This window comes from Nitrobacter vulgaris (assembly GCF_031453995.1).
In the GTDB taxonomy this organism is placed as follows: Bacteria; Pseudomonadota; Alphaproteobacteria; order Rhizobiales; family Xanthobacteraceae; genus Nitrobacter; species Nitrobacter vulgaris.
The window spans coordinates 1-24,817 of the sequence record NZ_JAVDPZ010000016.1 but is presented as its reverse complement, the minus strand read 5'-3'; the positions used below and the strand labels follow the sequence as shown (position 1 = coordinate 24,817).

At 59.4% G+C, this 24,817-nt stretch carries 23 protein-coding genes; 10 read left to right on the top strand and 13 right to left on the bottom strand.

Annotated elements, in window-relative coordinates:
- Nucleotides 1-36: 36 nt before the first annotated feature.
- A complete protein-coding gene (gene recG, locus GGQ85_RS11425; protein WP_309774617.1) occupies nt 37-2,136 on the bottom strand; it encodes an ATP-dependent DNA helicase RecG in 2,100 nt (699 codons plus the stop codon).
- A gap of 158 nt (nt 2,137-2,294) precedes the next feature.
- On the opposite strand from recG, the gene GGQ85_RS11420 reads away from it, so the two are divergent.
- Both GGQ85_RS11420 and mfd read left to right on the top strand, forming a co-directional pair.
- A complete protein-coding gene (locus GGQ85_RS11420; protein ID WP_079446548.1) occupies nt 2,295-2,582 on the top strand; it encodes an FAD assembly factor SdhE in 288 nt (95 codons plus the stop codon).
- Nucleotides 2,579-6,103, top strand: coding sequence for a transcription-repair coupling factor (gene mfd / locus GGQ85_RS11415; protein ID WP_309774616.1), 3,525 nt, complete (start codon nt 2,579-2,581; stop codon nt 6,101-6,103). The genes GGQ85_RS11420 and mfd overlap by 4 nt, the downstream gene beginning before the upstream one ends.
- A 6-nt stretch (nt 6,104-6,109) precedes the next feature.
- On the opposite strand, the gene GGQ85_RS11410 is transcribed toward mfd, so the two are convergent.
- The 3 genes from GGQ85_RS11410 to GGQ85_RS11400 form a co-directional block, all read right to left on the bottom strand.
- Nucleotides 6,110-7,339: a GGDEF domain-containing protein gene (locus GGQ85_RS11410; RefSeq protein ID WP_309774614.1), complete on the bottom strand. Its 1,230-nt coding sequence runs from the start codon at nt 7,337-7,339 to the stop codon at nt 6,110-6,112.
- A gap of 85 nt (nt 7,340-7,424) precedes the next feature.
- Nucleotides 7,425-8,927 carry an AMP-binding protein gene (locus GGQ85_RS11405; protein ID WP_309774613.1) on the bottom strand — a complete coding sequence of 501 codons (1,503 nt, stop codon included), beginning with the start codon at nt 8,925-8,927 and terminating at the stop codon, nt 7,425-7,427.
- Between the two features lie 4 nt (nt 8,928-8,931).
- Nucleotides 8,932-10,647, bottom strand: coding sequence for an extracellular solute-binding protein (locus GGQ85_RS11400; protein ID WP_309774646.1), 1,716 nt, complete (start codon nt 10,645-10,647; stop codon nt 8,932-8,934).
- Nucleotides 10,648-11,178: 531 nt separating this feature from the next.
- Between GGQ85_RS11400 and GGQ85_RS11395 the strand changes: the two genes are divergently transcribed.
- On the top strand, nt 11,179-11,952 hold the full coding sequence (locus tag GGQ85_RS11395; RefSeq protein ID WP_079446543.1) for an invasion associated locus B family protein: 774 nt from the start codon (nt 11,179-11,181) through the stop codon (nt 11,950-11,952).
- Between the two features lie 71 nt (nt 11,953-12,023).
- Here the strand turns inward: GGQ85_RS11395 and hspQ are convergent, their stop codons facing one another.
- Complete coding sequence (gene hspQ / locus GGQ85_RS11390; RefSeq protein ID WP_079446542.1) at nt 12,024-12,356, bottom strand: heat shock protein HspQ; 333 nt, start codon at nt 12,354-12,356, stop codon at nt 12,024-12,026.
- Between the two features lie 90 nt (nt 12,357-12,446).
- Nucleotides 12,447-13,673, bottom strand: a complete 1,227-nt coding sequence (locus GGQ85_RS11385) for a UbiH/UbiF family hydroxylase (RefSeq protein ID WP_309774612.1) — start codon at nt 13,671-13,673, stop codon at nt 12,447-12,449.
- Between the two features lie 150 nt (nt 13,674-13,823).
- Between GGQ85_RS11385 and pcsA the strand changes: the two genes are divergently transcribed.
- The 4 genes from pcsA (at nt 13,824) to GGQ85_RS11365 (ending at nt 16,674) form a co-directional block, all read left to right on the top strand.
- Nucleotides 13,824-14,561 (top strand): phosphatidylcholine synthase, encoded by a 738-nt coding sequence (gene pcsA / locus GGQ85_RS11380; protein WP_309774611.1) that lies wholly within the window; start codon nt 13,824-13,826, stop codon nt 14,559-14,561.
- A complete protein-coding gene (locus GGQ85_RS11375) occupies nt 14,554-15,279 on the top strand; it encodes a TerC family protein (RefSeq protein WP_309774610.1) in 726 nt (241 codons plus the stop codon). Before pcsA ends, GGQ85_RS11375 begins: the two co-directional genes overlap by 8 nt.
- Nucleotides 15,280-15,358: 79 nt before the next feature.
- Nucleotides 15,359-16,333 carry a quinone oxidoreductase family protein gene (locus GGQ85_RS11370; protein ID WP_309774609.1) on the top strand — a complete coding sequence of 325 codons (975 nt, stop codon included), beginning with the start codon at nt 15,359-15,361 and terminating at the stop codon, nt 16,331-16,333.
- Between the two features lie 185 nt (nt 16,334-16,518).
- Nucleotides 16,519-16,674 carry a hypothetical protein gene (locus tag GGQ85_RS11365; RefSeq protein WP_309774608.1) on the top strand — a complete coding sequence of 52 codons (156 nt, stop codon included), beginning with the start codon at nt 16,519-16,521 and terminating at the stop codon, nt 16,672-16,674.
- An 8-nt stretch (nt 16,675-16,682) separates the two neighbouring features.
- Here the strand turns inward: GGQ85_RS11365 and GGQ85_RS11360 are convergent, their stop codons facing one another.
- The 3 genes from GGQ85_RS11360 to pxpB are packed head-to-tail and all read right to left on the bottom strand — an operon-like array spanning nt 16,683 to nt 19,246.
- Nucleotides 16,683-17,450, bottom strand: a complete 768-nt coding sequence (locus GGQ85_RS11360; RefSeq protein ID WP_309774607.1) for a LamB/YcsF family protein — start codon at nt 17,448-17,450, stop codon at nt 16,683-16,685.
- 30 nt (nt 17,451-17,480) lie between these two features.
- The gene (locus GGQ85_RS11355) at nt 17,481-18,518 is read right to left on the bottom strand and encodes a 5-oxoprolinase subunit C family protein (RefSeq protein WP_309774606.1); all 1,038 of its coding nucleotides are present in this window, start codon (nt 18,516-18,518) and stop codon (nt 17,481-17,483) included.
- A complete protein-coding gene (gene pxpB / locus GGQ85_RS11350; protein ID WP_079446535.1) occupies nt 18,515-19,246 on the bottom strand; it encodes a 5-oxoprolinase subunit PxpB in 732 nt (243 codons plus the stop codon). The genes GGQ85_RS11355 and pxpB overlap by 4 nt, the downstream gene beginning before the upstream one ends.
- 191 nt (nt 19,247-19,437) lie before the next feature.
- On the opposite strand from pxpB, the gene GGQ85_RS11345 reads away from it, so the two are divergent.
- Nucleotides 19,438-19,848 carry a (R)-mandelonitrile lyase gene (locus GGQ85_RS11345; protein WP_309774604.1) on the top strand — a complete coding sequence of 137 codons (411 nt, stop codon included), beginning with the start codon at nt 19,438-19,440 and terminating at the stop codon, nt 19,846-19,848.
- Nucleotides 19,849-20,114: 266 nt separating this feature from the next.
- Here the strand turns inward: GGQ85_RS11345 and GGQ85_RS11340 are convergent, their stop codons facing one another.
- Nucleotides 20,115-20,567 (bottom strand): hypothetical protein, encoded by a 453-nt coding sequence (locus GGQ85_RS11340; RefSeq protein WP_309774603.1) that lies wholly within the window; start codon nt 20,565-20,567, stop codon nt 20,115-20,117.
- A 745-nt stretch (nt 20,568-21,312) separates the two neighbouring features.
- On the opposite strand from GGQ85_RS11340, the gene GGQ85_RS11335 reads away from it, so the two are divergent.
- Nucleotides 21,313-21,750, top strand: coding sequence for a hypothetical protein (locus GGQ85_RS11335; RefSeq protein ID WP_309774602.1), 438 nt, complete (start codon nt 21,313-21,315; stop codon nt 21,748-21,750).
- A 291-nt stretch (nt 21,751-22,041) separates the two neighbouring features.
- On the opposite strand, the gene GGQ85_RS11330 is transcribed toward GGQ85_RS11335, so the two are convergent.
- On the bottom strand, nt 22,042-22,461 hold the full coding sequence (locus tag GGQ85_RS11330) for a PRC-barrel domain-containing protein (RefSeq protein WP_244553465.1): 420 nt from the start codon (nt 22,459-22,461) through the stop codon (nt 22,042-22,044).
- A gap of 364 nt (nt 22,462-22,825) precedes the next feature.
- Here GGQ85_RS11330 and GGQ85_RS11325 point away from each other — a divergent pair, with 364 nt between their 5' ends.
- A complete protein-coding gene (locus tag GGQ85_RS11325; RefSeq protein WP_079446531.1) occupies nt 22,826-23,092 on the top strand; it encodes a BolA/IbaG family iron-sulfur metabolism protein in 267 nt (88 codons plus the stop codon).
- A 354-nt stretch (nt 23,093-23,446) separates the two neighbouring features.
- Here the strand turns inward: GGQ85_RS11325 and GGQ85_RS11320 are convergent, their stop codons facing one another.
- Together GGQ85_RS11320 and GGQ85_RS11315 are read right to left on the bottom strand one after the other, a co-directional pair.
- Nucleotides 23,447-24,187, bottom strand: coding sequence for a carbonic anhydrase family protein (locus tag GGQ85_RS11320; protein ID WP_309774601.1), 741 nt, complete (start codon nt 24,185-24,187; stop codon nt 23,447-23,449).
- A 38-nt stretch (nt 24,188-24,225) separates the two neighbouring features.
- On the bottom strand, nt 24,226-24,486 hold the full coding sequence (locus tag GGQ85_RS11315) for a hypothetical protein (protein ID WP_309774600.1): 261 nt from the start codon (nt 24,484-24,486) through the stop codon (nt 24,226-24,228).
- Nucleotides 24,487-24,817: the final 331 nt, after the last annotated feature.

The window sequence follows — 24,817 nt, the reverse complement described above, 5'->3', positions numbered from 1 at the left end:
CACGCGAACCGGTGTCCAATTCGCTCGAAAACGCTTTTAACCCGCGCCGAGCAGGGGCAGGGCTTCATCACGCTCAAACAGGTACAGCAGGCATCGCAACGCTTCGCCGTGCGCGCCCGTGAGCTCTGGATTCTGCTTCAGAATGCGCAGGGCTTCGTCGCGGGCCGACGTGATGAGTTGCGCGTGGACATCGGAGCGCGCGATGCGATATCCGGGCAGACCGCTTTGGCGGGTGCCGAGCACGTCGCCTTCGCCGCGCAGCTTCAGGTCTTCTTCGGCAATCCGGAAGCCATCCGTGGTCTCCCGGATTACCCTTAGCCGGGCGGCGGACATTTCTCCTAGCGGCTCCCGGTAAAGTAAAAGACAAGTCGAGGGTTCCGAACCGCGACCGATTCGGCCTCGCAATTGATGAAGTTGCGCGAGACCGAAGCGTTCGGCGTTCTCGATCACCATGATCGTCGCTGCCGGCACGTCGACGCCAACCTCGACAACGGTTGTCGCGACCAGCAGATTGATTTCGGCCGCCGCGAATTGCGCCATCACGCGATCTTTCTCGAGGCCCCGCATCTTGCCATGGACAAGGCCGACCTTGTCACCGAAGCGTGCCTTGAGGCTATCGAAGCGCTGTTCCGCATCGGTCAGGTCGACGGTCTCGGATTCCTCGACCAACGGACAGATCCAGTAAACCAGCTTGCCGGCCTTCACCGCGCGGCCGACTGCGTCGAACACCTCGCTCAACCGGCTGTCGGGGATAGCGCGGGTATCGATCGGCTGCCGACCAGCGGGTTTTTCGCGTAATTCGGAGACGTCCATGTCGCCGAAATAAGTGAGAACGAGCGTGCGCGGAATCGGTGTCGCGCTCAGCACCAAAACATCCACGGCCTCGCCCTTGGCGGTTAGTGCGAGACGCTCGCGCACGCCGAAACGGTGCTGTTCGTCCACTACCGCAAGCGCTAGCGCATTGAACGCGACGTCATCCTGAATCAGCGCGTGGGTGCCGACGAGCAAGTCGATGTCGCCATCGGCGAGGCGTACGGTGATCTCGCGCCGTTCCTTGCCTTTCTCGCGGCCGGTCAAGATCGCAACGCGCAGGCCAGCCTGTTCGGCGAGCGGCGCGATGGTCTTGATATGCTGGCGGGCAAGGATTTCGGTCGGCGCCATCAAAGCCGTCTGCTTGCCGGCTTCGGCCGCCGCCGCAGCAGCGAGCAGGGCGACAACCGTCTTGCCCGAGCCGACATCGCCCTGAAGCAGCCGCAGCATCCGCACCGGCTGCCGCAGGTCGTCGCTGATCGCGGCAGCCGCCTGCTGTTGAGATGCGGTCAGGGCGTAGGGAAGCGCGTCAATGATCCTGTTGCGCAGGTGTCCGTCGCCGGCGTGTCGGCTTCCAGCCGGCCGGCGAAGCTGCGCCCGCACGAGCGCCAGCGCGAGTTGTCCGGCAAGCAGTTCATCGAAGGCAAGGCGTGACCAGAACCGGCCTTCCGGCAGAATATCGGTCAATTCCAGCGGGACATGAACGCGATGGAGCGCTTCCTGAAGCGGCGGGAAGCTGCACCGGCGCAAAATGTCCGGACTGATCCATTCGGGCAAAACGGGAAGCTTTTGCAAGGCTCCCGCCACTGCACGCCGCAACGAACCCAGCGCCAGGCCCTCCGTGAGGGGATAGACGGGATCGATGCCTGAGAGCTTTGCCAGTCCCGCCTCATCGACCACACGATCGGGATGCACGATCTGAAGTGCACCGTCGAACGTCTGAACCGTACCGGACACATAACGCTTACTGCCTATGGGAAGCAGCTTTTCGACATAGCCTGGCTGGGCGCGGAAGTAGGTCAGTACGACGTTTCCGGTCTCGTCGCTGGCATAGACCAGATGCGGCGCGCGCGAGCGCCCGGGCGGCACGGGGCGATGCCGGTCGACGGTCACCTCCAGCGTTACGATAGTGCCGGGGACGGCGTCGCGAATCTTGGGCCGGGCTCTGCGATCGACGACGCTTGCAGGCAGATGAAACAGCAGATCAATCAGCCGCGGAGTTTCATCGCGTGCAAGGAGATACCGGAACAGCTTGTCCTGCTTCGGGCCGACGCCGGACAGGCTGGTCACCGGTACAAAGAGCGGATTGAGCAGCGCAGGGCGCATCAAGCGACTCGACGAAGTGAACTGGATCGGTTGCAAGCCTTGAATGCAAATTTCTGATTATGCAATGCGCGAGACAGGTGCTGACATCCGTTATCGCGAAGGCTATATGGTGCCGGCCCGGCTCGTCCGGGCTTTTGGCGTTTGATTGGAATTGATGGATGACAGGATCGACACGATCAAGCCGTGGCCTGGATGACCGCCGAAAACGGCTGCTGTATCGCTGCTGGCATCGCGGGATGCGCGAGATGGACTTGATTCTTGGCCGATTCGTTGATGAGGAGATTGGTTCGTTGACGGACGCGGAATTAAACGATCTCGAAAGCTTGATCGAGGTTCCGGACCCGGACCTTTACGCAGCACTCAGCGACGGCGCTCCGCTGGCTTCCGAGTATCGGACCGCGCTGTTTGATCGTATAAAGTCATTTCGGCCGGGACAGGCCGCATGAAAGCGGCTCCCCGATCACCTGCGGACTCGCTGTCACCGGGTCGTCCACTGACGCTCGCGAATGTCGCGGAAGGCGCCGAAGGGCTTGTCGTCTCTGACCTCGCGCGAGCCATCAAGGCCAAAACGGGGCGGCAGGTCTCGGCAGTCAGCATAGCGGTAGTCTGCCGGGATGGCCCGCGGATGCAGCAACTGGCGCGCGGGCTGGAGTTCTTCGCGCCTGATATTTCGGTTATGCAGTTTCCGGCGTGGGATTGCCAGCCGTATGATCGAGTCTCGCCGCATGGAGGCGTACTTGCCCAGCGCCTGACAACGCTTGCGCGCTTGTCTCGTCTGACCGGCAGCGACGTGCCTCTGATCGTCCTCACGACGATCAACGCGATCCTGCAACGCGTGCCGGCGCGCGAGATCGTTGCGTCTCAGGCCCTGTCAGTCGCGCCCGGCCATGTGGTGCCGATGGATTCGATCGTCGCATGGCTTGAGCACAACGGCTACAATCGTTCCTCGACGGTTCGCGAACCCGGCGAATATGCCGTGCGCGGCGGCATCCTCGATCTGTTTCCCTCCAGTCTCGACCAGCCTGTCCGATTCGATTTCTTCGGCGACTCGCTGGAGTCGATCCGATCATTCGACCCGGAAACCCAGCGCACACTGTTCGACGTACGCTCGCTCGATCTCGTCCCGATCTCCGAATTCCAGTTTGTCACCGAAACCATTCGGCGCTTCCGAATGGGATACGTCGCGGCTTTTGGCGCACCGGAACGCGATGACCTGTTGTATGAGGCTGTCAGCGAAGGGCGGCGATATCCAGGCATGGAGCACTGGCTGCCGCTGTTTCACGAACGCATGGACACGCTGTTCGATTATCTTGACGGCGCGGCCATCGTCATCGAACCGCAGGGCGAAGACGCCGCAAGCGAGCGTTTCAAGCAGATCACCGATTACTTTGAAGCGCGCCGCGAGGCCCTTGAGCACGCTGGCGGCGGCGCGCCCTACAAGCCGCTTCCGCCTGACCGTCTTTATCTTATGCCAGATGAATGGACGAAACGCATCAATGAAGCGGCGCTGGTGCGACTGACGCCGTTCGCGATGCCTGACGAAACTCTCAATGTCATCGATGCGGGCGCACGGCAGGGGCGAAATTTCGCGCCAGAACGGGCAGACGCTACCCTCAACGTTTTCGAGTCCGTCGTGTCCCATGTGCAGGCCTTGCAGGCCACGCGGAAGAAAGTCATCGTTTCGTTGTGGAGCGAGGGTTCGCGCGACCGCATGGCGAGCATGCTCAGGGATCACAAGCTGCTCAACCTGACGAGCATCAATGTCTGGCGCACGGTTCAGGCAACGCCACGCAATGAGGTCATGCTGGCCGTCGTCGGAATAGAATCGGGATTTGAGACCGAAACCGTAGCGGTCATCAGCGAACAGGATATCCTTGGCGATCGTCTGGTGCGGCCGCGCAAGGCCAGCCGCAAACTCGATAATTTCATCTCGGAAGTAACCAGCCTTGCGGCGGGCGATCTCGTTGTTCACGTCGAGCACGGTATTGGGCGTTTTGTCGGCCTGCAGACGCTGGAAGTCGGCGGTGCGCCGCACGATTGTCTGGAACTGCGTTACGCCAACGAAACCAAACTATTCCTGCCGGTTGAGAACATTGAACTGCTATCGCGCTACGGCTCCGATCACGCCAATGTCGAACTTGATCGGCTCGGCGGCGGTGGGTGGCAGGCCCGCAAGGCCAAGCTGAAAAGCCGCATTCGTGAGATCGCAGGTGAATTGATCAGAATCGCCGCGGAGCGGCATTTGCGTGATGCGCCGAAGCTGCCGGTACAGTCCGGTCTCTACGATGAATTCTGTGCGCGCTTCCCCTACGATGAAACGGAGGATCAGCTCGGCGCCATCCAAGCGTCGCTGGAGGATCTCGAGAGCGGCAAGCCAATGGATCGGCTGGTGTGCGGTGACGTGGGCTTCGGCAAAACCGAAGTGGCCTTGCGGGCGGCTTTTGCTGTCGCACTGGACGGAAAGCAAGTCGCGGTCGTTGTGCCGACAACACTGCTTGCACGTCAACATACAAAAACTTTCATTGAGCGGTTTCGTGGTTTTCCCGTCAATGTCGCGCAGGCATCGAGGCTGGTGTCGCCGAAGGAGTTGACGAAGGTCAAGAAGGGGATTGCTGACGGCTCGGTGGATATCGTCGTCGGCACACATGCCTTACTTAGTAAATCCATTAAGTTCAGAGACCTTGGACTTCTGGTGGTCGACGAGGAGCAACATTTCGGCGTCAGCCACAAGGAGCGGCTGAAGCAACTACGGGCGCACGTACACGTTCTGACGCTGAGCGCCACTCCGATCCCGCGCACGCTGCAATTGGCCCTTACCGGCGTACGCGACCTCTCGATCATCGCTTCGCCGCCGGTCGATCGGCTCGCGGTCCGCACCTTCGTGGCGCCGCACGATCCTTTGATGATCCGCGAGGCGCTGCTGCGCGAACGCTATCGCGGCGGCCAGGCCTTCTATGTCGTACCGCGCGTTAGCGATCTGGCCGAGGTCAAGGATTTTCTCGACAAACACGTGCCGGAAATGAAGGTTGCTGTCGCTCACGGTCAGATGCCACCGACAGTGATCGAGGACATCATATCGGCCTTCTACGACGGCAAGTACGATGTCCTGCTCTCGACAACCATCGTGGAGTCCGGGCTCGACATTCCGACCGCCAACACTCTCATCGTGCATCGCGCCGACATGTTCGGGCTGGCGCAACTTTATCAGTTGCGCGGCCGGGTCGGCCGCTCGAAGCTACGGGCCTATGCGCTGTTCACGCTGCCTTCGACGCACAAGATCACGGCGCAGGCAGAGCGCCGGCTCAAGGTTTTGCAGTCGCTGGAAACCCTGGGGGCCGGGTTCCAGCTTGCGTCGCACGATCTCGACATTCGCGGCGCCGGCAATCTGCTCGGCGAGGAACAGTCGGGCCATATCAAGGAAGTCGGATTCGAGCTCTATCAATCGATGCTGGAGGAGGCGATCGAGAATCTCAAAACCGGCGTGACGGAACTTGCCGACGATCGCTGGTCCCCGCAGATTACCATCGGGATGCCGGTGTTGATCCCGGAAGACTACGTTGCTGATCTGGCAGTTCGGTTATCGTTGTATCGTCGGCTTGCCGACCTCGACACCGATGATGAAATCGATAACTTTGCCGCGGAGCTGCGCGACCGCTTTGGCCAATTGCCGGACGAAGTCCGTTACCTGTTCAAGGTCGCAGCGATCAAAGCCTATTGCCGCCGTGCCAATGTCGAGAAGGTCGATGCGGGACCGAAAGGCGCCGTAATTTCCTTCCGGGACAACAAGTTCGCGCAACCCGATCGGCTGGTTTATTTCATCCGCCAGCATGGACAGGCGGCGAAGGTTCGCCCCGACATGAAAGTCGTGTTCTTCCAGAACTGGGAAACTCCGGAGGAACGCCTGATGGGTACCACCGAAATCATGCGCCAGCTTGCCAATCTCGCGGAGGATCGCAAGGCGGCGTAACGGCTATCATGACGCAGCACGCGCCTTCTCATTCAAGCGGCTGAGAAGCGATGCTACGGAGTCATCGGATCTTGATGCCGTCAGGGCGACCTGGGGATCGATTCGCATTGCTCGTTTAACACTGTGGGTCGTATGCTTCATCACGCTCGAAAGCCGTCGCGCGATCATCTGGGCGTTGCGCAAATCGGCGTCGGCGAAGACCACAACGATCGAGCCGTCGGTTTCGAGCGTACCGAAATCCATTCGCCGCATGAGCGGGCTCAGAGTACGAGCTGCATCGAATAGTGAGCGTTCATGCTTCTGACCAAGTGAGAAGCGAGCAACAGAGATGTTTGCCCCGCTGGATCTGGTCTGATGGATTGCCGAGTTTAGTTCACGGTGGAAGGCATCCAGGGTCAGAAGGCCGGTTCGTGGGTCCAAAAGACCACCCGCATCCATGGACCTTAGCGTACGACGGAGACGGGCTTCGAAAGCTTGCTGTCGAACCAACGGCAGAAATGTGCTTACGACGCGATAGGGCTCGCCTGACATCACTTCGAGATTGGGAAGATCATAATTCGCCAACGAGCCGCCGGACGCAACCGCGATCGGCAAATTACGAAAGCGCGAGTCTTCAGCCAGTACAGTCAACAGCGCGTCAACCACACGCTGAGAGAACCCTTCGCTGATAATGATTCCGTCCAGATCGCGCGCGTTGAGGTGCTTCGCCGCTACCTCGATGCTGAGCGCCCCGACGACGCCGAGCCGTTCGCCAAAAGCAACCGATAGCGTGGGATAAGCGGCGCCGCGCCCAATCAGGAGAACGGTCGCATCCCCGATCGGGTTCGAATCCGGCAGGCGTGGGACCGCCGGATTACTCGCAAGCCGCCGAAGTACGGTCTTGTGAAGCGTTCGCACGCGTAGCGCCGCATTGAGACGCCTATCGAACCGATCGATCCCTCCGTTTAGGAGCGAGAACGGAAGCGCGTTGTCCGGGCAGGGCATTTCGGGATCGGCGACGATCAGGGGAACGTAAGGCTGCATCGCAGCAAGCTGATCAGCAAGGCGATCCAATCCTCCGCCCGCGCCTTCGGTCGTGGGGACAAAGACGGCTGCAGGTTGAAGGAGTTCGATGCCCTCGGAAGCTTCCGACCAATCGATGTCGATGACGGGAAAGATGCTCTGGCATGATGGGATGACTAGAGACGCTCGTCGCTCGCCGTGTGAGATAACGATGAGCGGGCCTTGCTGGGACATCTTTCACGAACCCGGATACGTACCAAGGCTCACAATCCTAGTTTGTTGCCCTTAATGCAGCGTCAATGAATGGTGCCGGATTTGATCAGTCGGCCACCCGACGATCGCGAAACGCTTCCACCATCAACGGGTTCAACCCCAGTTCCGTGAGCGCCTCGCGAGCGCGAGTATTGTCGCTGGCTCGCCCGGCAAGGCGATGGCCGCTCAGACGGTCGGGAAGCGCGGTCAGCATGGCGCTCGGTCCGAGCCGTCGTGCCCACTCCTGGAGATCCGGTTCAAGAAACCTGTAACCACCTACGGCCATGACACCAGCGGGCGGGGCCGTGATGGCGATGGCGCCTGTGGCGCGATCGATCCGTGCCGCATAGCCTGTATCTACGAAGTCCGGCTGGGACAGCGAGCCGAGGGCATCGGACGGCCGTTCCGACGGGGCGTAAGCCGCGACCGGAACCATCGGTCCCCGTAGCCCCAGCGTTCCGTTCGGAGTCAAAACGATTTCGCCGGCCGTCGATGATATGGGAACCTGAGGCGGCGCCCGGTAAGGACCGGGCATGATTGGGGCAGGGGAGCCATCCTCCGCCCGGCGAGCCGCGAAAAGACCCCCTTCGCCGAACAGGTAGACGTCCGTCATCTGACACCCGTTGTCGGGCCAGAGCGCACTCGACCCCACCTGTTCCGGAACCCGCCAGAGCCCGACGACATGACGCAAGCTCGGCATGGATGACAGAACGCCGGCTTCCGCCATCCGCAATGCCAGCGGAGCCGGCGCGACCAGCGTGTCGCAACGTTCGGTCTCGATCTGCTGCGCAAGAACATCCTCGTCGAAGGGATGATGCAGCGCCAGCGTGCCGCCGCTGAGCAGCCACATCACGAACGATGAAGTCAGTCCGGCGAACGACGACGGTGCGAGAGCCGAGAGAATTGTTGCGCTCTGGGGCAATTCACTCTCGAGAAACACGGCGAGCCCGGCGGCGATCAGGTTTACATGGGTTCGTGGCACCGCGAGAAAGCCCGAGCCCGAGGCCTCGAACGTCACCAGCGCGGCGCGGCGCGAATCCTGGATCGCGAGCCGCGAGTTGTCGATTTTCCTATCGACGGCAATTTCCAGCGGAACCATTCCTTCCGGCAAATTGCTGCCGAATCCGCAGACATGACGGACGGAAAAGACCTCTGCAGCCGCATTCATCGCCAGATCGGCATGATCGACACCGTCGATATTGCCCATGGCAACGATCGCGCGCGCTCCCGTTCGGTTGATCGCAACAGTAAGTTCAGCCTGCCGCCAAAGCTGGGGCAATAACGCGACGATCAGACCGGCGCGATAGGCGGCAAGCACTGTCAGCACCAATTCAATGGTGTTCGGCAATTGTACTGCTATGACCGAATTGGCCGGCAAACCGGCGTCGATAAAGTGGGCCGCCAACGCTGATACGGCCCGATCTGCCTGGGCAAAGGTCAGACGCCGCGGCGGTTGTCCCGTAACCCGCAACTTGTCGGGCGGATCAATCAGCGCCGGCTGATCCGGCTGCCGGGCACGGATACGGTCGAATAGCTCATCCAGCGTGGGCGATGGATTGTTCTGGAGCACGAGGTCACTTGCCCGGCTTCGGCGGCCTTCGCCACCATGTTTCAGGGAGATATCCAGTCAACGCGGTCGCTGCTGGTCGTTCTATCCGATTCCAGCGCGCGATCCATTGTTCTCGAACGTTATAGACCGGAATTGCATAAAATCCGGACATCAGGACCCGGTCGAGTGCGCGAACCGCATCTACGAAGTCGGGTCGCTGCCGGGCTTTGAGCATGGCTGCGATCATGGCATCGATCGCCGGGTTCTTCACGCCCATATAATTTCGGGTACCCGGAGTGTCGGCGGCTTCGCTACCCCAGTAGAAGGACTGTTCATTGCCGGGCGACAGCGATTGATCCCAGCGATTCTGGATCATGTCAAAATCAAACCCGAGCCGACGCTGATCGAACTGTACGCCATCGACTGAGCGCACGGACACGTCAATGCCTGCCCGCTTCAGATCACGCGCGTAAGTCAGCGCGATTCGCTCCTGATCACGGGTGGTCACCAGGATTTCAAAGGCGAGGGGCACTTTGGTTGAGCGGTGACGTAAAACCGTGCCGTCAAACTCATAACCCGCTTGCGACAGAAGGGCGAGGGCAGCCCGCAAGGCCTCGCGGTCCCGGCCCGAACCATCGGTCATCGGAAGGCGGTAGCTGCCGTCGAGAATGTCGGGCTGCACGGCCGACGGAAATGGCTCCAGCAACGACCGCTCTCCTTCGTCAGCAGCGCGTGCGTAGGCGGATAGCTCCGATCCTGCAAAGAAGCCGCCAACGCGGCTGTAAAGTCCAAAAAAATAGTTTCGGTTGATCCACTCGAAATCGAATAGCAGCGTCAGCGCCTCGCGGACACGAATATCGGAGAATATCGGCCGTCCCGTATTGAACACCAGATATTCCGAGGGCGCGGGCAGGCCGGTCTTAACGGCTTCGCGAACGAGCTGGCCATTGCCCGCAGCCGGAAAATTGTACCCTTCGTGCCAGCGCAGCGGTTCAGTCTCGACACGAAAATCATACAGACCGCGCTTGAAGGCCTCGAACTGACTATTGGCTTCTCGATAAAAATCGAACCTGATCTCATCGAAATTCCACAGGCCGCGGTTGACCGGCAGGTCGCGCCCCCAGTAGTCCGGGTTGCGCGTCAGCGTAACACTGGCGCCAGGCTTGACTGAGGTCACGCGATACGGCCCAGACCCCAACGGGGGTGTCATCGAGGTCTGTTCGAAAGTAGCGGCATCGATGGCATGTTTCGGCAAAATAGGCATCAAGCCAAGGATCAGGGGCAGCTCGCGATCCACGGTTCCACCGAAATCGAAACGCACCGTCCATTCATCGATCGCCTCTGCCGTTGCAACTTTCGAATAATACTGGCGATGATTGGGGCGGCCCTTGTCCCGGAGGAGTTGCCAGGAAAAGAGCACGTCTTCGGCACGAACGGGTTGCTTGTCGTAAAAACGCGCCAGCGGGTTGAGGTGGAAGGTGGCGTAAGTTCGGGCATCGTCGGTTTCAATCTTGTCCGCCAGCAGGCCATAGAGCGTGAAAGGTTCGTCGTTGCCTCGGGCCATCAGGCTCTCGACCACGAACCCTCGAATTTGCTGGAGAGCGACGCCTTTGACGATGAAGGGATTGAGGCTATCGAAGCTACCGGGAACACTCTGAACCAGCTGACCACCCTTGGGAGCGTCCGGATTGGCATAGGGCATCTGGCTGAAATCAGGCGGCAAGACCGGTTTGCCATGCATTGCGATGGCGTAGCCGGGATTCGCCGCAACTCCTTGGTATCCGGCAGCGAGCAGCCCGACTGCGAGCGCCAGACACACTCCTGTCCGGCCGCGGTAACGCGGTATCGATCGAAAACACCGGATCCGTTTTGATTCGAACTTACGCACAGAAAATTTTATCACAACCGCCGCGACGCGGTTTGAAGGGATGTCAAAAAACGTATGTTGCCATTGATCTTTTTATGCGCCCTAGTATTGAAGGCGGGCAATTGTCCATGATAGTGCGAACCGTCACGTAACCGCCTCATTTCACTAAGAGACAGCCGCCGAATGGTCTGCGCCGACGCCCGCCCTTCGGGGGGCGGGTCCTAGTGGAGTGAATTCGATATTTTCGCCAGCCGACCGCGTCGGGAACGCGAATGTCGAATTCGAAACTCCACCAGCAATTGGGTTGCAAGCGGTCCTTCGATTCTAAACATTCGTAAGGCTCGCTGAAACGAAATGCGAATGTTAGAATCGAGACCGTTGGCGTTCAGGAAAGGGTTTTCCGCAATGAATTTTCGTCTTTTGACCGCGTCCGCTTTGCCTCGCGGACGAGCCTTTGCCTTGTTCGCCGCGGTGACGCTCGTAGCCGCTCCATTTGTGTCGGACGCTTTCGCTCAGCAAGCGCCCGCCTCATCCAAAGGCAAACCGGGGGCCGCAAAGGGAGCGCCAGCGACTCAGGCGGCGCCAGCAACTCAGGCAGCGCCGGCGACTCAGGCAGCGCCAGCCGACCAGCAGGTACAGCTGATCTATGCGCCCTGGACCAAGTTCTGCCTGAAGGGGAAGGACGAGAAGGCCAAGCAGGTGTGTTTCACCGGCAAGGATGGACGGATCGAATCCGGCCAACCTGTGATCGCAGCGGTCATCATCGAGCCCGAAGGCGAGCCGAAGAAGATTCTTCGCGTGACGCTGCCGCTCGGGATGCAGCTGGTCCACGGAACGCGGATCATTATCGACAGTAATCCGCCGCAGCAGAGTCCTTACGTGATCTGCTTCACCAACGGCTGCATGTCTGATTATGAACTGACAGCGGATATGCTCGGCCACATGAAGAAGGGCCAGAACCTGATTGTGCAGGCGATCAATTCCAACGGGGCTCCGCTGACGCTGCCGCTGCCGCTCGCTGAGTTCGCGAAGGCCTATGACGGCCCGCCGACCGACCCCAAGGTGTTCGAGGAGACCCAGAAGAAACTCCAGGAAGAACTGCAAAAGCGAGCCGCTGAGGCACGCGCGAAACTCGAAGCTACTCAGCAGAGCGCCGGCGCACCTACCGCCAAGCAATAGATTTTTTCAAACACGCAAATGAAAAAGCGCTCCTCGCGGAGCGCTTTTTTTGTTGACGAGTAACTACGCCCTCAGTTCAGGGACGGGTTGCGAGGGCGATAGCCCCCGGACTTGTCCTTGACGAAAATTTCTGTGACCTGCGAATGCCGAATTGGTTCGCCAGAATCGTCTGGCAGAAGGTTCTGCTCGGACACATAAGCCACGTATTCGGAATCCGCATTCTCGGCAAGCAGATGGTAGAACGGCTGGTCCTTGTGCGGCCGGACATTCTCCGGGATCGAGAGCCACCATTCTTCCGTGTTGTTGAAGACCGGATCGATATCGAAGATCACGCCACGAAACGAAAAAATCCGATGGCGAACGATTTGGCCGATCTGGAATTTGGCGATACGCGCTTTCATCATCCTTGGTCGAATAGACCAGGATTGCGGCCTAAGCTAGAGGCAAAACCGAGTGAATTGGGTTCCGCTAACCGGGATGGCCGAGGCGGCCGTTCAAGCTGAGCCAAATCCGGTTTCTCCGTATGGACGTTGCCGCCACGACGGCGAAAGACCTTCGCGCATGGCAAGGCGCCGGAGCGGGCCGACCTTGCTGATCAGGTGCAGCCCGAGCGCGCGTGCAGTCTGGATCGGCAGGAAATCGCTCAGCAGCGACCGATTTGCCATGTCGATCGCGAACGTCCGGCTTAGGACGTCGCTGCGCCGCGCCGTTTCAAATCGCGCAAGAGTCTGAGATGCACCCGGATCCTTTCCGGAAGAGAGAGCGTCGCGGACAACGTCTGCGATATCGGCGGCATCACGCAGGCCCAGGTTCAGCCCCTGCGCGCCGATCGGCGGTAGTACATGGGCGGCTTCGCCAACCAGTACAATGCGGTTGCTTGCAAAGCGCGCTGGTTGCTCGATCCCTAGCGGAAACACACTCCGCCCTTGGCCGACCTGAAGCCGTCCCAAGATCGAATGCGATTGCCGTTCGGCGGCTTCGACCAACTCGTCGTCGGTTAGCGCAGCGAGCCGTGCCGCCTCCTTCGGAGAGGCGACCCAAACGACGCTGGAGCGGTCTCCGGGCAACGGCACGAAAACGCAGGGGCCATGCGGCGTGTGAAATTCGGTGGAAATGTTCTTGTGCGGCCGGCTGTGCGCAACGTTGAACGTCAATGCAGCCTGATCGAGCGCGCGACGTGTGACGCCGATGCCCGCAGCCTTGCGGCAGAGCGACTGCCGCCCATCGGCGCCGATAGCCAGACGAGCGGTTAACGTCTCTCCCTGCCGGGTTGTAATGGTGACGACAGTATCGTCCGGCGTGACGTGCTCGGCCTCGCCGTCGATCCGCGTGAGGTTTTCCGCTTCCACGGCTCGCGCCTCCATGGCGGCCATCAGCGTGCGGTTTTCAATGTTATAGCCGAACGCATCGAGCCCGATCTCGTCGGAGGAGAAACGCACCTCCGGAGCCCGGATAAGACGCCGGGTATCGTCGACGAGCCGCATGACACGGAGCGCGGCGGCATCGGCCTCGCAGCGGGGCCATACATCAAGCTGCCGCAAAAGATCGACGGAACCGCCGAGCAGGGCCGTCGTCCGATTATCGCCATAGCCAACGCGCCGCGCGATCAGCGCCGTCCGTGCACCGGCACGGGAGAGGGCGATCGCGGCAGCCAATCCGGCAGGCCCCCCACCCACCACCGCGACATCAAAGATCGCAACCGGTTTCGTACTCTCATTCATGGATCAACAATCGGCATTCGCAGCGACATTTTCAAGCCCGCAGACGAGCATTGCCGTAGCCAGCAGGAGTCGTTTCCAATCACTCGCGCGGCGGAACGCCGCAACGACCATTATACAAACCGGTCCGATTCCTGATAGCAAGATGTGCAAATGAGCCACCCAAGCCGGCAGGCCCCGCCACCCGGACCCGGAACGTCGCGCGCTGCCGCGCTGTTCGTCCATGTCTTCACAGCTAGTGGGGCCGGAATTGCGCTGCTCGCCATGCTGGAAGCGGTGCGAGAGCACTGGACAGCCGTGTTTACTTGGCTTGGTCTCGCGCTCCTGATCGATGGCCTGGATGGGCCGATGGCGCGGCGGCTGAATGTCGAAGCAATGCAGCCAAACTGGTCCGGAGAAACCCTGGATCTGGTTGTCGACTTCCTCACTTACGTATTCGTTCCGGCCTATGCCATTACCGCGAGCGGCCTGCTGCTTCCGCTCGCCGCACCGTTGCTGGGTGTAGGCATTGTGATCAGCAGCGCACTCTATTTTTCCGATCGCCGAATGAAGACAGAGGACAACCACTTTCGCGGCTTTCCGGCGCTCTGGAATGCCGCGGCGTTTTATCTGTTTCTGCTGCGTCCATCGCCGGCGGCGTCGGCGTTCGCCATCGCTGCGCTTATCGTACTGACTTTCGTTCCCTTCAAGGTATTACATCCGGTACGGGTGAAGCGGTTTCGCGGTTTCAATCTGTCGCTGATCGCTGTATGGGCTGCGCTTGCGATGATGACCATTGCCAACGATTTCAATGTGGCAATGCCGGTCACCGCCGTGCTTTGCGCCATTGCGCTCTACATCGTCTGTGGCGATGTCGTGATCCGTCTCCTGAGGCCAGAAATTGATGATTGAACTGCTGACCAGCCCCGAAGCATGGGCTGCACTGTTGACGCTGACTGTGCTCGAGATCGTGTTGGGCATCGACAATGTCATTTTCCTGTCGGTGATCGTTTCGCGTATTCCGCCCAAGCAGGCAAAGCGCGCGCGCCAGATCGGCCTGGCGCTGGCGGTGATCTTCCGCATTGCTCTACTGACCGTTCTGGTCTGGCTGATCGGCCTGACCGAGCCGGTGCTAACGGTGCAAGACTTCGCATTTTCCTGGCGCGACATCATCCTGGTCGGCGGCGGCTTGTTCCTGATCGCCAAGGCCACGCACGAGATTCATGGAGAGGTGGAAGTTCGAGAACACGAGGTGCGCGAAGCACCGAAACCACGCGCGTTTTTTTGGGTCATCGTGCAGATCATTATCATCGATCTGGTGTTTTCTCTTGACTCCATCATCACCGCGATCGGCATGGCGAAAGATCTCGAGATCATGATCGCAGCCGTCATCATCGCATGTTTCGTCATGTACCTAGCGTCGGGGCCGGTTTCCCGGTTTGTCAGCAAACACCCAACAACCAAGATGCTGGCGCTGGCGTTTCTGGTGCTGATCGGGGTCGCGCTCGTGGCCGACGGATTCCATTTCCACATCCCGCGCGCCTATATCTACTTTGCGATGGCTTTCTCCGCGGCAGTGGAAATGTTCAACGTGCTCGCGAGGCGCAATCGCGAGAAGGCGGGCGGCTGAGTTCCTGGAGGCGTTTCGCTGGTTGACAACATCAGTCCAATGTCTTTCGCTCTTGATGCAAAAGGCAGGGAGAGGGACGATGACCAGGGCGGTACGCGTTCATCAGGTCGGCGGTCCCGAGGCGCTTGTCTATGAGGCCGTGGACTTACCCGCGCCGGAACAAGGCGAGGTTCGCATCAAACAACATGCGATCGGCCTGAATTTCATCGACGTGTACTATCGCAGCGGGCTCTACAAGATGCCGGCTACGCCGTTTATCGTCGGCAATGAAGCGGCTGGCGAAGTCGTCTCCGTTGGACCGGGGGTCACCAATTTTCATCCCGGTGACCGCGTCGCTTACTATTTTGATCTTGGCGGTTATGCGACCGACCGCAATATCCCGGCGGACAAGCTGGTTAAACTGCCCGACCACATCACCTACGAGCAGGGCGCGGTGCTGATGCTTAAGGGGCTGACGGTCTGGTATCTCCTGCACAAGACCTTCAAGGTCGAGCACGGTCATCGTGTGCTGATCCATGCTGCGGCAGGCGGCATCGGGCTTCTCGCCTGCCAGTGGGCGAAGGCGCTTGGCGCGAACGTCATCGGCACCGTAGGGTCGAAGGCCAAGGCGGATCTCGCGCTGGCCAATGGCTGCGATCACGTCATCCTCTACGAGGAGGAGGATTTTGTCGCGCGCGTCAAACAGATCAGCCGCAACGAATTGTGCGACGTGGTCTACGACGGCGTCGGCAAGGCCACGTTTCCAGGCTCGCTATCCTGCTTGCGGCCGCGCGGACTATTCGTCAGTTTCGGCAACGCTTCAGGTCGAGTGCCGCCGTTTGCATTGGCCGAACTTTCCAATCATGGCTCACTGTTTGCCACACGTCCGAAGCTGAACGACTATGTGGCGACGCGCAGTGAGCTTCTTGAAGGCGCCGATACGCTGTTCGCCGCCGTCATCAATGGCAAGCTGCACATTCAGATCAATCATGCCTACGCACTGAAGGACGCGGCGAAAGCTCAAACGGAGCTGGAAAGTCGCCGGACGACAGGAGCCATAATCCTCAAGCCGTAAAAGCACGTCTCGCAGCGCAGCATCTGGACCACCCGCGAATTGAATTTTTCGTACAACGGGGAGGGTAGAATTTCTGTCTGGATATGCCGCGTTTTGAAGAATCGTATCGTTATTTTCCTCTACTACCTTGCCTCTGATGGGAACCGTCGTTCATTGTTAGCCCGTGTTGAGCCGGAGGGCCGAAGATGCAACAACGATCTGACCGCCTGAACGTTAGCGCCCGTAGCCTGAATGAGCGAACCGAGCGAACCGTGTTACGGCTCCAGACACTTGCACTCTATGGCTCGCTCGCCCTGATCGCCGCAGTGGTATTCGGCTCGCTCGCTGTCCATCCGTTCTGACGGAGCTATTATTTCATTGCCCTGAACGGCGCGACCGCGATGCCGTTGTCTTTGAGCGCTTTGCGCAATGAACGCGCGATACTGACCGCACCCGGCGTATCGCCATGAATGCAGACGGTGTCCATGCGCATCTTGATCGTCTTGCCGGTGATTGAAATAACCTCTCCGGATTGAAGCATTCTGACAACGCGGCGAGCGATATCGTCCGCGTTGTGCAGCACCGCACCCGGCTTGCGCCGCGACACCAGCGATCCGTCGTCTTCGTAGGCACGATCGGCGAACACTTCATGCACCATCGGCAGACCGGCAGTCTCGCCGGCCGTAACGAGGCGCGAGTTCGCAAGCACCATGAAGACGAGATCGGAGTCGACCGCCTTGATCGCGGAGGCGATCGCGCGCGCGGTCGTGTCGTCCTCGCAAGCCACGTTGGACAGCGCGCCATGCGCCTTCACATGCGTGACCCTGTGGCCGGCCATGGTGGCGATCGCCTGGAGCGCGCCGATCTGGTAAGCGACGAGGTTTTCGATTTCCCTCGACGTAAGACCGACGATCGGCCGCCGCCCGAAGCCGTGCAGATCGCGATAGCCAGGGTGTGCGCCAATGCTGACGCCGTGTGTTTTGGCGAGATCGACGGTCGTCTTCATTGTGTCCGCATCGCCGGCGTGGAAGCCGCAGGCGATGTTAACAGACGTCGCAAGCTCGATCATTGCAGCATCGTCGCCCATCGGCCAAACGCCGAAGCTTTCGCCGAGATCGCAGTTGAGGTCGATCGTCATGGTTCGTCCGATACGAGGAGTGAGAACCCGTTATGGCTCCAAAGGCGGCCAAGTCTGCCACGTCCCGCTGTCGAATGCATTCACCGCGGTTCCGGCGATATTTGCATTTTGCAACACATCATTGATGTCCGTATTGCGTACCTTACAGACACGGTTGGGCAATGCCCGCAATAGGCGCGCCATCGCGCGTGCTTCAGCCTGTGCTTCGGCGATGGTGACCGCCTTGAAACGAAAGCTGCGACCCATGGGAATTTGGGCGAAGCGACCGAGGTCCGCTGTAATGACGGTTGCGATTTTCGGATAGCCGCCGCTGGTGCCGCGATCTGGCATCAGGACGATCGGTTGTCCGTTGCCGGGAACCTGAATGCTGCCATTCACGGTGCCATCGGAGACAATGTTATGGCCGTAAAGATGCTTGATGATGGGACCTTCGAGGCGATAACCCATGCGATCGCTCGTCGCCGAGATTCTCCACTCGCTGCCAAGAAACAGTTCTATAGCCTCGCCAAATTCATCGTCTTGCGGACCCATTACGACGCGGATCGGACCATCGGCTTGAGAAGGAAGTTCGATCCCGTGCTCGACCCCAGCCTTTGCCGCATCCACATCGAGCACGTCGCCAACCCGAAACGGCCGCGGAAACGGACTGCCAAGGCCAGCGCGTGCATGAACGGCGAGGCTGCCAAACATCGGCTCACCCTTCACTCCGCCTTCGATCGCGAGATAGCTGAAGGTACCATCGCGCGCAGCGGCGAGCATCAGGCTGTCGCCATCAGCGAGCGTGCAGGATTCGTTGAACGAAATCGAGCGGCCTGAAACTTCAGCATCCCGCGCAGCGCCCGTGAGCGCGATGCGCACCTTGCCTTCGCGGACCGCGAAGCTTGTGCTGAACGGGCCGATTTCAACCGCAGCGGCAAAGGGTAGATTGCCGACCAGACAGTTACCAGCAGCCAGTGCCAGGCGATCCGCTGCACCGCTTGGCGTCAACCCATAGCGCTGCGCACCATAGCGGCCGCCGTCCTGAACCGAGGTCGCTGGCCCGGCCGCCGTGACAACAAGTTTGCTCACGAAGTCACCAACTGCGCGACAAACTCGCCGCGCTCGGCAGCGCGATCCTGTTCCGCGAATTGCTTGCCGTCGACCGCATAAAACGTGATGGCGTCTCCCGGTTCGAGCAGGAAAACAGGATTGCGATGGAGCTGATAGGTACGCACAGCGGTTCGTCCCAACAGGCGCCAGCCGCTGGGTCCAGCGAGGCACTGGATACCCGTCTGAAAACCGCCAATCGAAACTGCACCGGAAGGCGTAAGTAAGCGCGGGTTCTGCAACCGTGGCATCTGTAGCGAACGGTCGAGGCCACTAAGATAGGACCAACCCGGCGTAAATCCGATCATGGCGACACGATAGTCGCCGGCGACATGACGCGCCACGATATCCTCAGGCGTGATGTTCAACGTCTTCGCGATATCTTCCAGATCGATGCCGTTCTCGCCACCATAGACAACGGGGATGCGCCAACGCCGCGCCGGGGTGGTCGGAGGCACGGGCAATCGCGCGAGTGCCGACAGGCGTTCCCCAAGTTCTTCGAAACCGATCCGAACGGGATCGTAGTGAACAAGCAGCGATCGATAGGTTGGCACCGTTTCCGTAACGCCGTCGATTGGTGTGTCTGAAAGCGCGCGATCAAGTGCAAGCACACGACGGTTCGTCTGCTCGTCGATGTTGCGGCCGAATTCCACCGTGATGGCGGCGTCGCCGCTTGGCAGAAGGCGAGGCGGGGACAAGGATGCGTCCATGACCAATCAATAAGTTCGCCAGCCCGGTTGGCCCCGAGCGGAAGCTCAGGAATGCCGAGTGGAATCTCAAGAATAGTGTATGCAAATTCAATGAATTATTGATGGCGAGCTCACAGGATGCTGTAATCAGCGAAGAGGCACGACAGCGCTCAGAGCGCCGTCGCGTGCGCGGCAACCCAGGGAGGATCACCATGGATATCCATCAAGCAGGGTCGCGGCCGGCAAAACCTGGACCCAAGGAATACTTCTCCGGCACGGTTTCGGTCGAGCCGATCATCGCTACCGTGAACGCGCCCTCTCGTGTCCTCGCCGCGAGCGTCGCGTTCGAGCCGGGCGCGCGCACGGCATGGCACACCCATCCGCTCGGCCAGACGCTATACGTGGTTTCCGGCGTCGGGCTGGTCCAGACCGAGGGCGGACCGATCCGCGAAATCCACCCCGGCGACACAGTATGGTTCTCACCGGGAGAAAAGCACTGGCACGGCGCCGGGCCGACTGCCGCCATGACTCATATCGCGGTGCATGAATCCCTTGACGGAAGTGCCGTCACCTGGATGGAGCATGTCACTGACGAGGAATACGCCGGCAAGGTCAGCAGCTGACGACATCAAAGCCCCGCCCATGCGGCGGAGCTCAATAGGTAAAACAAGAAGATCGATCGAAATTATGATCTAGAAGTTCAACGGGGTCCAGGATGGCCCGCCGGCAGAAGATGCCTGTCGGAATTGTATGCGCGACCTTGGGAGTTCGAGGATCTCCGGAATGTAATCCAAGTCACTCACAATGCGCCGAAATGGAAGCCGCTCGCCTTTCGACGGAGCCGCACGGCGTTCGGCTCAGAGAGGTCAGTACTTCAGTCGGCCGCCAACTATTCGCTAGCGCGCTGCCCGGTTTCTCCGCCAGCCATCTCACTTCGCAGAGTTTCAAACCGCTGGCAGGCGTCACGTTCGCGGTCGTCGACGAACTTGATTGCGGCTTCGTGTGTCATCGGACCGCTGACAAGCGGGTAGGAGCTTTCTCCGATCGTTTCATCAACGAAATACTCGTCTTTGTCGCCGCGGCGTGTCGTCCACTTGAACCGAACGGCGACGAGCGGGCCGGGGCCGAACTTCGTGTAGCTGTCATCCTCATTGAGGTTGGAAGGGAGTTCGGGGACATCTGGCTCCGCCGTTAGTATGTCCTCCTCCGGTTCAAAGCCGGGCTCTTCTGCCGTCTCAGCCTCGGGTACACCCCCGGCGTCTGCTTCGTTGGATGTTTCCGGTTTGTTGAGGTGAACCGCAATTGCCGCGAGAGCGTAGTCGGTCGGGTCGTTTTCACTCACCTGCCTGTTCCCCCTGTTTAGGTGGGGACGGCGGTGTGGCCCAAGTCCGCGCCTTACCGACGCATCCGTTCCCATACACGTCTGGGTATGGGGGCATATGGGCGGTTTTTTGTCTATTCAGAACGCCGTCTGATGGGATTGAAAATCATTATTTATCAGTCTATTAGATAAAGTTTGATATCCTTCACTTTAACATGGAAATGTGCTTCGCCCTCCGCGATCAGCTTCACGCGTCAAGAAAGCGCTATGCGCGGCCGCTCAATCGCCTTTCGCGATCTCTTGAGGTGCATCTTCAGGTGCCTCTCGCTCTTCCCGCATGGGGGGATGAGATCGCACGTAGCGATAGCTGACATAAAAGAGCAGGCCGCAGCCAAGGATCGCGCTAAACATCAACACGGGCATGGGTCTTACGCGCCTCCAAATAGCGAAACGAAACGTTTTTTGCCGGTCACGAAAGCGACCAACACCTCCGCGACTCCGTATCGCGAGAGATGAGGGGTAATATTGGAATGCGTCGTCTCCACCGGGAGATGGAGCAAGCAAATAAATCTGGGACGGACGAGGTAGCCCCCGAATGCTGTTGCGCGAAACGCTCAACAGCGACCGTCGCCCAAGGTGACGGGCTATCCGCAAACGATTTGTTTCCACTGCCCTTGAACCCCTGGAGCGTTGTCACCGTCAGATGAGAAGTCTCACGTCGGTCAAGGACCGGCGATCTGTCGTAAGTAGCCCCGGAGGAACGAAGATGATCAGACGTAGTCTCGTTACAGCAGCACTCTTGATTTTCGCCTCGGCCGCCGCGCTGGCACAGCCCATGACCAAGCCGGACCCAGGGGCGACGATACGCTCCGAACCGCCGCCGACCTCAGCCGGACAAGCTGTCGGCAGTTGCAACAGCAAGGGAGACAAACCCAACAGCAATTTCAGTTGCGCCCGGCTCAAGGCGGCCTGCGAGGGTGCCGGCTATAAATATTCGCCCAGCAAGCCGGACGGTTCGTCAGGCGTCTGCACCAAACCATCACAGGCCGGCCAGCAGATGGGATTTGCCGCCGACATCGGTCCGCAGTCGGACGCTTTCTGCAACGATAAGGCCCTCTGCGCCAAGCTGAAAACGGGCTGCAATGCTAATGGCGGCACCTACAAGCGGGGCACCGGGCAGTCAGGCACCTGCACCCAGAAGTAAGGCCGGAGTATTCCGCGCTGAGCAATGACGGCCCCTGTACTTGAGTAGCCTGAATTCTCAGAACGAACTCGCAACGGAGACGTCATTTGTGCATCTCCGTTGCGTGGCGGGCGAAAGTGGCGCGTCGCGAGCGGGAGCAGATGACAGAACCTCGCTCGTTGTGGAAAGGCACATGGAGCTCTGGTGCCGTATCAGGTCATTGCATCAGAGTTTGTAGAAGCCCTTCATTGGCTCATTGGGTGCGCGCAAAGGAGGGCTCCAAAACAAATGCTTTGGAGCCCTGATTGAGGCTTAGTACTTGAACTCAGGCATCGCCTTCAGGTTGTCTTTCGTCACGTTCAGGACGGCCCGGTCTGGATACCATTCTCTCTTAGTCTCAGACGTTTTTCCTGATGATGTCTTTCCTGCCTCGTTGGAAAACTTCAAGCTGTTCATGGCGACCAGTACATAGTGCTTTCCCATTCCCAGGAAGCCGCCAGCTTCGATAACGACGCCTTTCACCTGCCCTTGCTCAGTGATGATCACATCAGAAATCTCACCGATCTTGTCGTTAGCTTCATTGTAGACGTTCACACCTGACATCTTAGATGCGCTCCAGTCGCCGGCAGCTGCAATAGGAGCTGCGGCTTGCGAAGGCGTGTGCGCAGGTGTCTGGGCGAACGACGCAGTCGACATCACGAGAAGTGCAAGTGCAGTAGCGAATGTTTTCAAGGTGGCCTCCATTTGTAGACCTTGGAAACAGCGAACGTGCACATTCGTTCCAGGGGCCACTTACTACTGGTTGCGTCTACCGCATCGGGGAGAATTGCGCAGGACTGCGAAAGCCCAGCATACGCTCCGACCAGGCAGTGGCTGCGCCAACGTCCAGATTGGTACAGAGCCCGGCAAGCAGGAACCAAGCTCCTGTCATTGACGGGACGGAATTCTGCGACCAGCGGGGACAGTCGCCGGGAAGGCAGCGCGGTTGACGGGCAATTTATCGGGGGCTACGGACATCATCCGAGATAGATACGTCGTGAGAGCTCCAGAGTTTCATTGGCGCAGATCGCGGCATTTGCCATATAAAAGGAGCACTATGTCATCCCACCCAACCGACTTTCAGGGTTCCGTCATCGACGCGGTGCGCGAGGCCATCGAGCAGCAGATTCAAAATTCACGGGCCACAGTCAACGGCGGCGGGGGACACTTCAGCATCGAAGTGACGTCGCCCGTGTTCGCCGGCATGAGCAAGCTCGAGAGCCAGCGGTTGGTATACAGCGCAATCGCCCACCTGATGCAGGGTGACATGCCGCCGGTGCACGCCGTCGACAGTCTGAAAACTCAAACGCCAGCTGCGTCTTGAGCCGGATTTCAAGCATGATCCGGCCGTCGCGGTCGTAGTTGAGCGGAAGATTCTGACCCTTCGCGGCACACGCGTGAAACTTCGCGCGAGCTGCCCGGCGGCGAGATCGAGTTCACAATGAAGCGGCTGCTCAGTACAAACCCGCCGGCGAGGGGGATCACCGGCGGGTCAGGGCAGAAGCGCGAACGGATGGCTAATCCGTCCGAAGAACCAATGCGGGGCGTGAGGTCAGAGTTCCACAAAAAAGCGCCGCCTTGCGCGCATGCGCCAGTTAGCATCCGGTTAAAATGTTCCAGCAATCTTGAAATTGTGATCGGTATCCTATCGAGCCGATCCGGTTTTCTGAGCCGGAGATCATGGAAGAAATTCCACCGCGCCAGTTTTGAGATTGTATATTGCTCCCGCAATCTTAATGGCGCCGCTGGATTCAAGACCGACGAGGACGGGACTTTGCTTCCGAATATTAGCGATGGTCATACCGACATTCGTCCGAGCGACAGCGTCCACGAAATCGTAATTTTTAGCGGACCGTTCACCCGCGTAAGACGTGGCTTGCACCGCTGGCTTGATCTTGGCGAGAAGTCCAGTCAGGTTTCCTAATTCGACGTTGTCGATGGCCCCTTTGATCGCGCCGCAGGATGTATGGCCCATCACAAGCACGACTTTAGCACCAGCAACTTTGCAAGCGAATTCCAGGCTTCCAAGGATGTTGGCAGATTCTATGTTGCCGGCCACTCGAGCATTGAAGATATCGCCGATGCCGAGATCCATGATCACCTCGGCTGGCGCGCGCGAGTCGATACAGCTGAGCAGGGCTGCTTTTGGATATTGTCCCTCCGCGCTAGATTCCTGCTCTCGCAGGTAGTTGCGATCCTTCCTTTCGCCGCTGCGAAACCGAGCATTTCCATTCTTCATCGCTTCAATGATTTGTTGAGGCGTAAAGTTATCGCGCTGCTGCTGTGTCAGGGAAGCGGCAAAAGTATTTTTTGTCAGGAGCATACCACCACCGAGGGCGGTCGCCGCGCCAGCAAATTTGAGGAACCCGCGGCGTCCCCAGCAATGACAGTCTTTGGAATGACCTAACGTCTCGTGCATCAAAATCTCCTGGTTCAGCGCGAACCTACGCAATTCATCTAGCCGGGGCCCATGATACCAACGGCGAGTTCCAGCCACACGACAAAGAATGTGGCTACGATCGCGAGGCCGCCGGCGATGCGATAGCGAGCGCGGTTTGTCAGGGCCGTCATCGCCTCGAAGGCGAGACACGCTGCGATCAGCATGCCGCCGAATATGACGAAATCAGCGGTATCCCACCTCACTTCATTGGTGATCTGCATGGCCGCGGCGGGCACCAGCAATACCACCGCGGCGATAAACCAAACCAGATGTCTCATTTGGAGTTCTTCGCCTTCAACCCGGTCTCTAAAGGCGGCGGACGGCCTCGGAGCGGCCGGGTCGATCTTTCTGATGGGCCGCCCAAGCATCGACCTTCTCAATGAACTCGTCTGATAGCTGAAATGCGCGCGCCGGATTCTTGCCTGTAACCGGCCGCCCCGGTCTGCATCGATTGGTGCTTATGGTCCAGAGTCCTCTTAACAGCGTCACGGAGCGCCGCCGCCAGGCCGAAAGGGCTAGAACCGATCGGCATTCATCGCATCCATATCATGGCTGCTGCGAGCTTGATGAAGCCTGTGAAGTGTTCTGTTCGCCTGTCGTATCGGGTGG

What these genes read in the sequence shown, in the direction of transcription:
- GGQ85_RS11395 (WP_079446543.1), top strand. Translation starts at nt 11,179, where the DNA reads ATGAATTTTCGTCTTTTGACCGCGTCCGCTTTGCCTCGCGGACGAGCC.
- GGQ85_RS11315 (WP_309774600.1), bottom strand. Translation starts at nt 24,486, where the DNA reads ATGAGACATCTGGTTTGGTTTATCGCCGCGGTGGTATTGCTGGTGCCC.
- hspQ (WP_079446542.1), bottom strand. Translation starts at nt 12,356, where the DNA reads ATGATGAAAGCGCGTATCGCCAAATTCCAGATCGGCCAAATCGTTCGC.
- pxpB (WP_079446535.1), bottom strand. Translation starts at nt 19,246, where the DNA reads ATGGACGCATCCTTGTCCCCGCCTCGCCTTCTGCCAAGCGGCGACGCC.
- GGQ85_RS11320 (WP_309774601.1), bottom strand. Translation starts at nt 24,187, where the DNA reads ATGCACGAGACGTTAGGTCATTCCAAAGACTGTCATTGCTGGGGACGC.
- GGQ85_RS11385 (WP_309774612.1), bottom strand. Translation starts at nt 13,673, where the DNA reads ATGAATGAGAGTACGAAACCGGTTGCGATCTTTGATGTCGCGGTGGTG.
- recG (WP_309774617.1), bottom strand. Translation starts at nt 2,136, where the DNA reads ATGCGCCCTGCGCTGCTCAATCCGCTCTTTGTACCGGTGACCAGCCTG.
- GGQ85_RS11335 (WP_309774602.1), top strand. Translation starts at nt 21,313, where the DNA reads ATGATCAGACGTAGTCTCGTTACAGCAGCACTCTTGATTTTCGCCTCG.
- GGQ85_RS11325 (WP_079446531.1), top strand. Translation starts at nt 22,826, where the DNA reads ATGTCATCCCACCCAACCGACTTTCAGGGTTCCGTCATCGACGCGGTG.
- GGQ85_RS11370 (WP_309774609.1), top strand. Translation starts at nt 15,359, where the DNA reads ATGACCAGGGCGGTACGCGTTCATCAGGTCGGCGGTCCCGAGGCGCTT.
- GGQ85_RS11360 (WP_309774607.1), bottom strand. Translation starts at nt 17,450, where the DNA reads ATGACGATCGACCTCAACTGCGATCTCGGCGAAAGCTTCGGCGTTTGG.
- pcsA (WP_309774611.1), top strand. Translation starts at nt 13,824, where the DNA reads ATGAGCCACCCAAGCCGGCAGGCCCCGCCACCCGGACCCGGAACGTCG.
- GGQ85_RS11420 (WP_079446548.1), top strand. Translation starts at nt 2,295, where the DNA reads ATGACAGGATCGACACGATCAAGCCGTGGCCTGGATGACCGCCGAAAA.
- GGQ85_RS11365 (WP_309774608.1), top strand. Translation starts at nt 16,519, where the DNA reads ATGCAACAACGATCTGACCGCCTGAACGTTAGCGCCCGTAGCCTGAAT.
- GGQ85_RS11345 (WP_309774604.1), top strand. Translation starts at nt 19,438, where the DNA reads ATGGATATCCATCAAGCAGGGTCGCGGCCGGCAAAACCTGGACCCAAG.
- GGQ85_RS11410 (WP_309774614.1), bottom strand. Translation starts at nt 7,339, where the DNA reads ATGTCCCAGCAAGGCCCGCTCATCGTTATCTCACACGGCGAGCGACGA.
- mfd (WP_309774616.1), top strand. Translation starts at nt 2,579, where the DNA reads ATGAAAGCGGCTCCCCGATCACCTGCGGACTCGCTGTCACCGGGTCGT.
- GGQ85_RS11400 (WP_309774646.1), bottom strand. Translation starts at nt 10,647, where the DNA reads ATGCATGGCAAACCGGTCTTGCCGCCTGATTTCAGCCAGATGCCCTAT.
- GGQ85_RS11375 (WP_309774610.1), top strand. Translation starts at nt 14,554, where the DNA reads ATGATTGAACTGCTGACCAGCCCCGAAGCATGGGCTGCACTGTTGACG.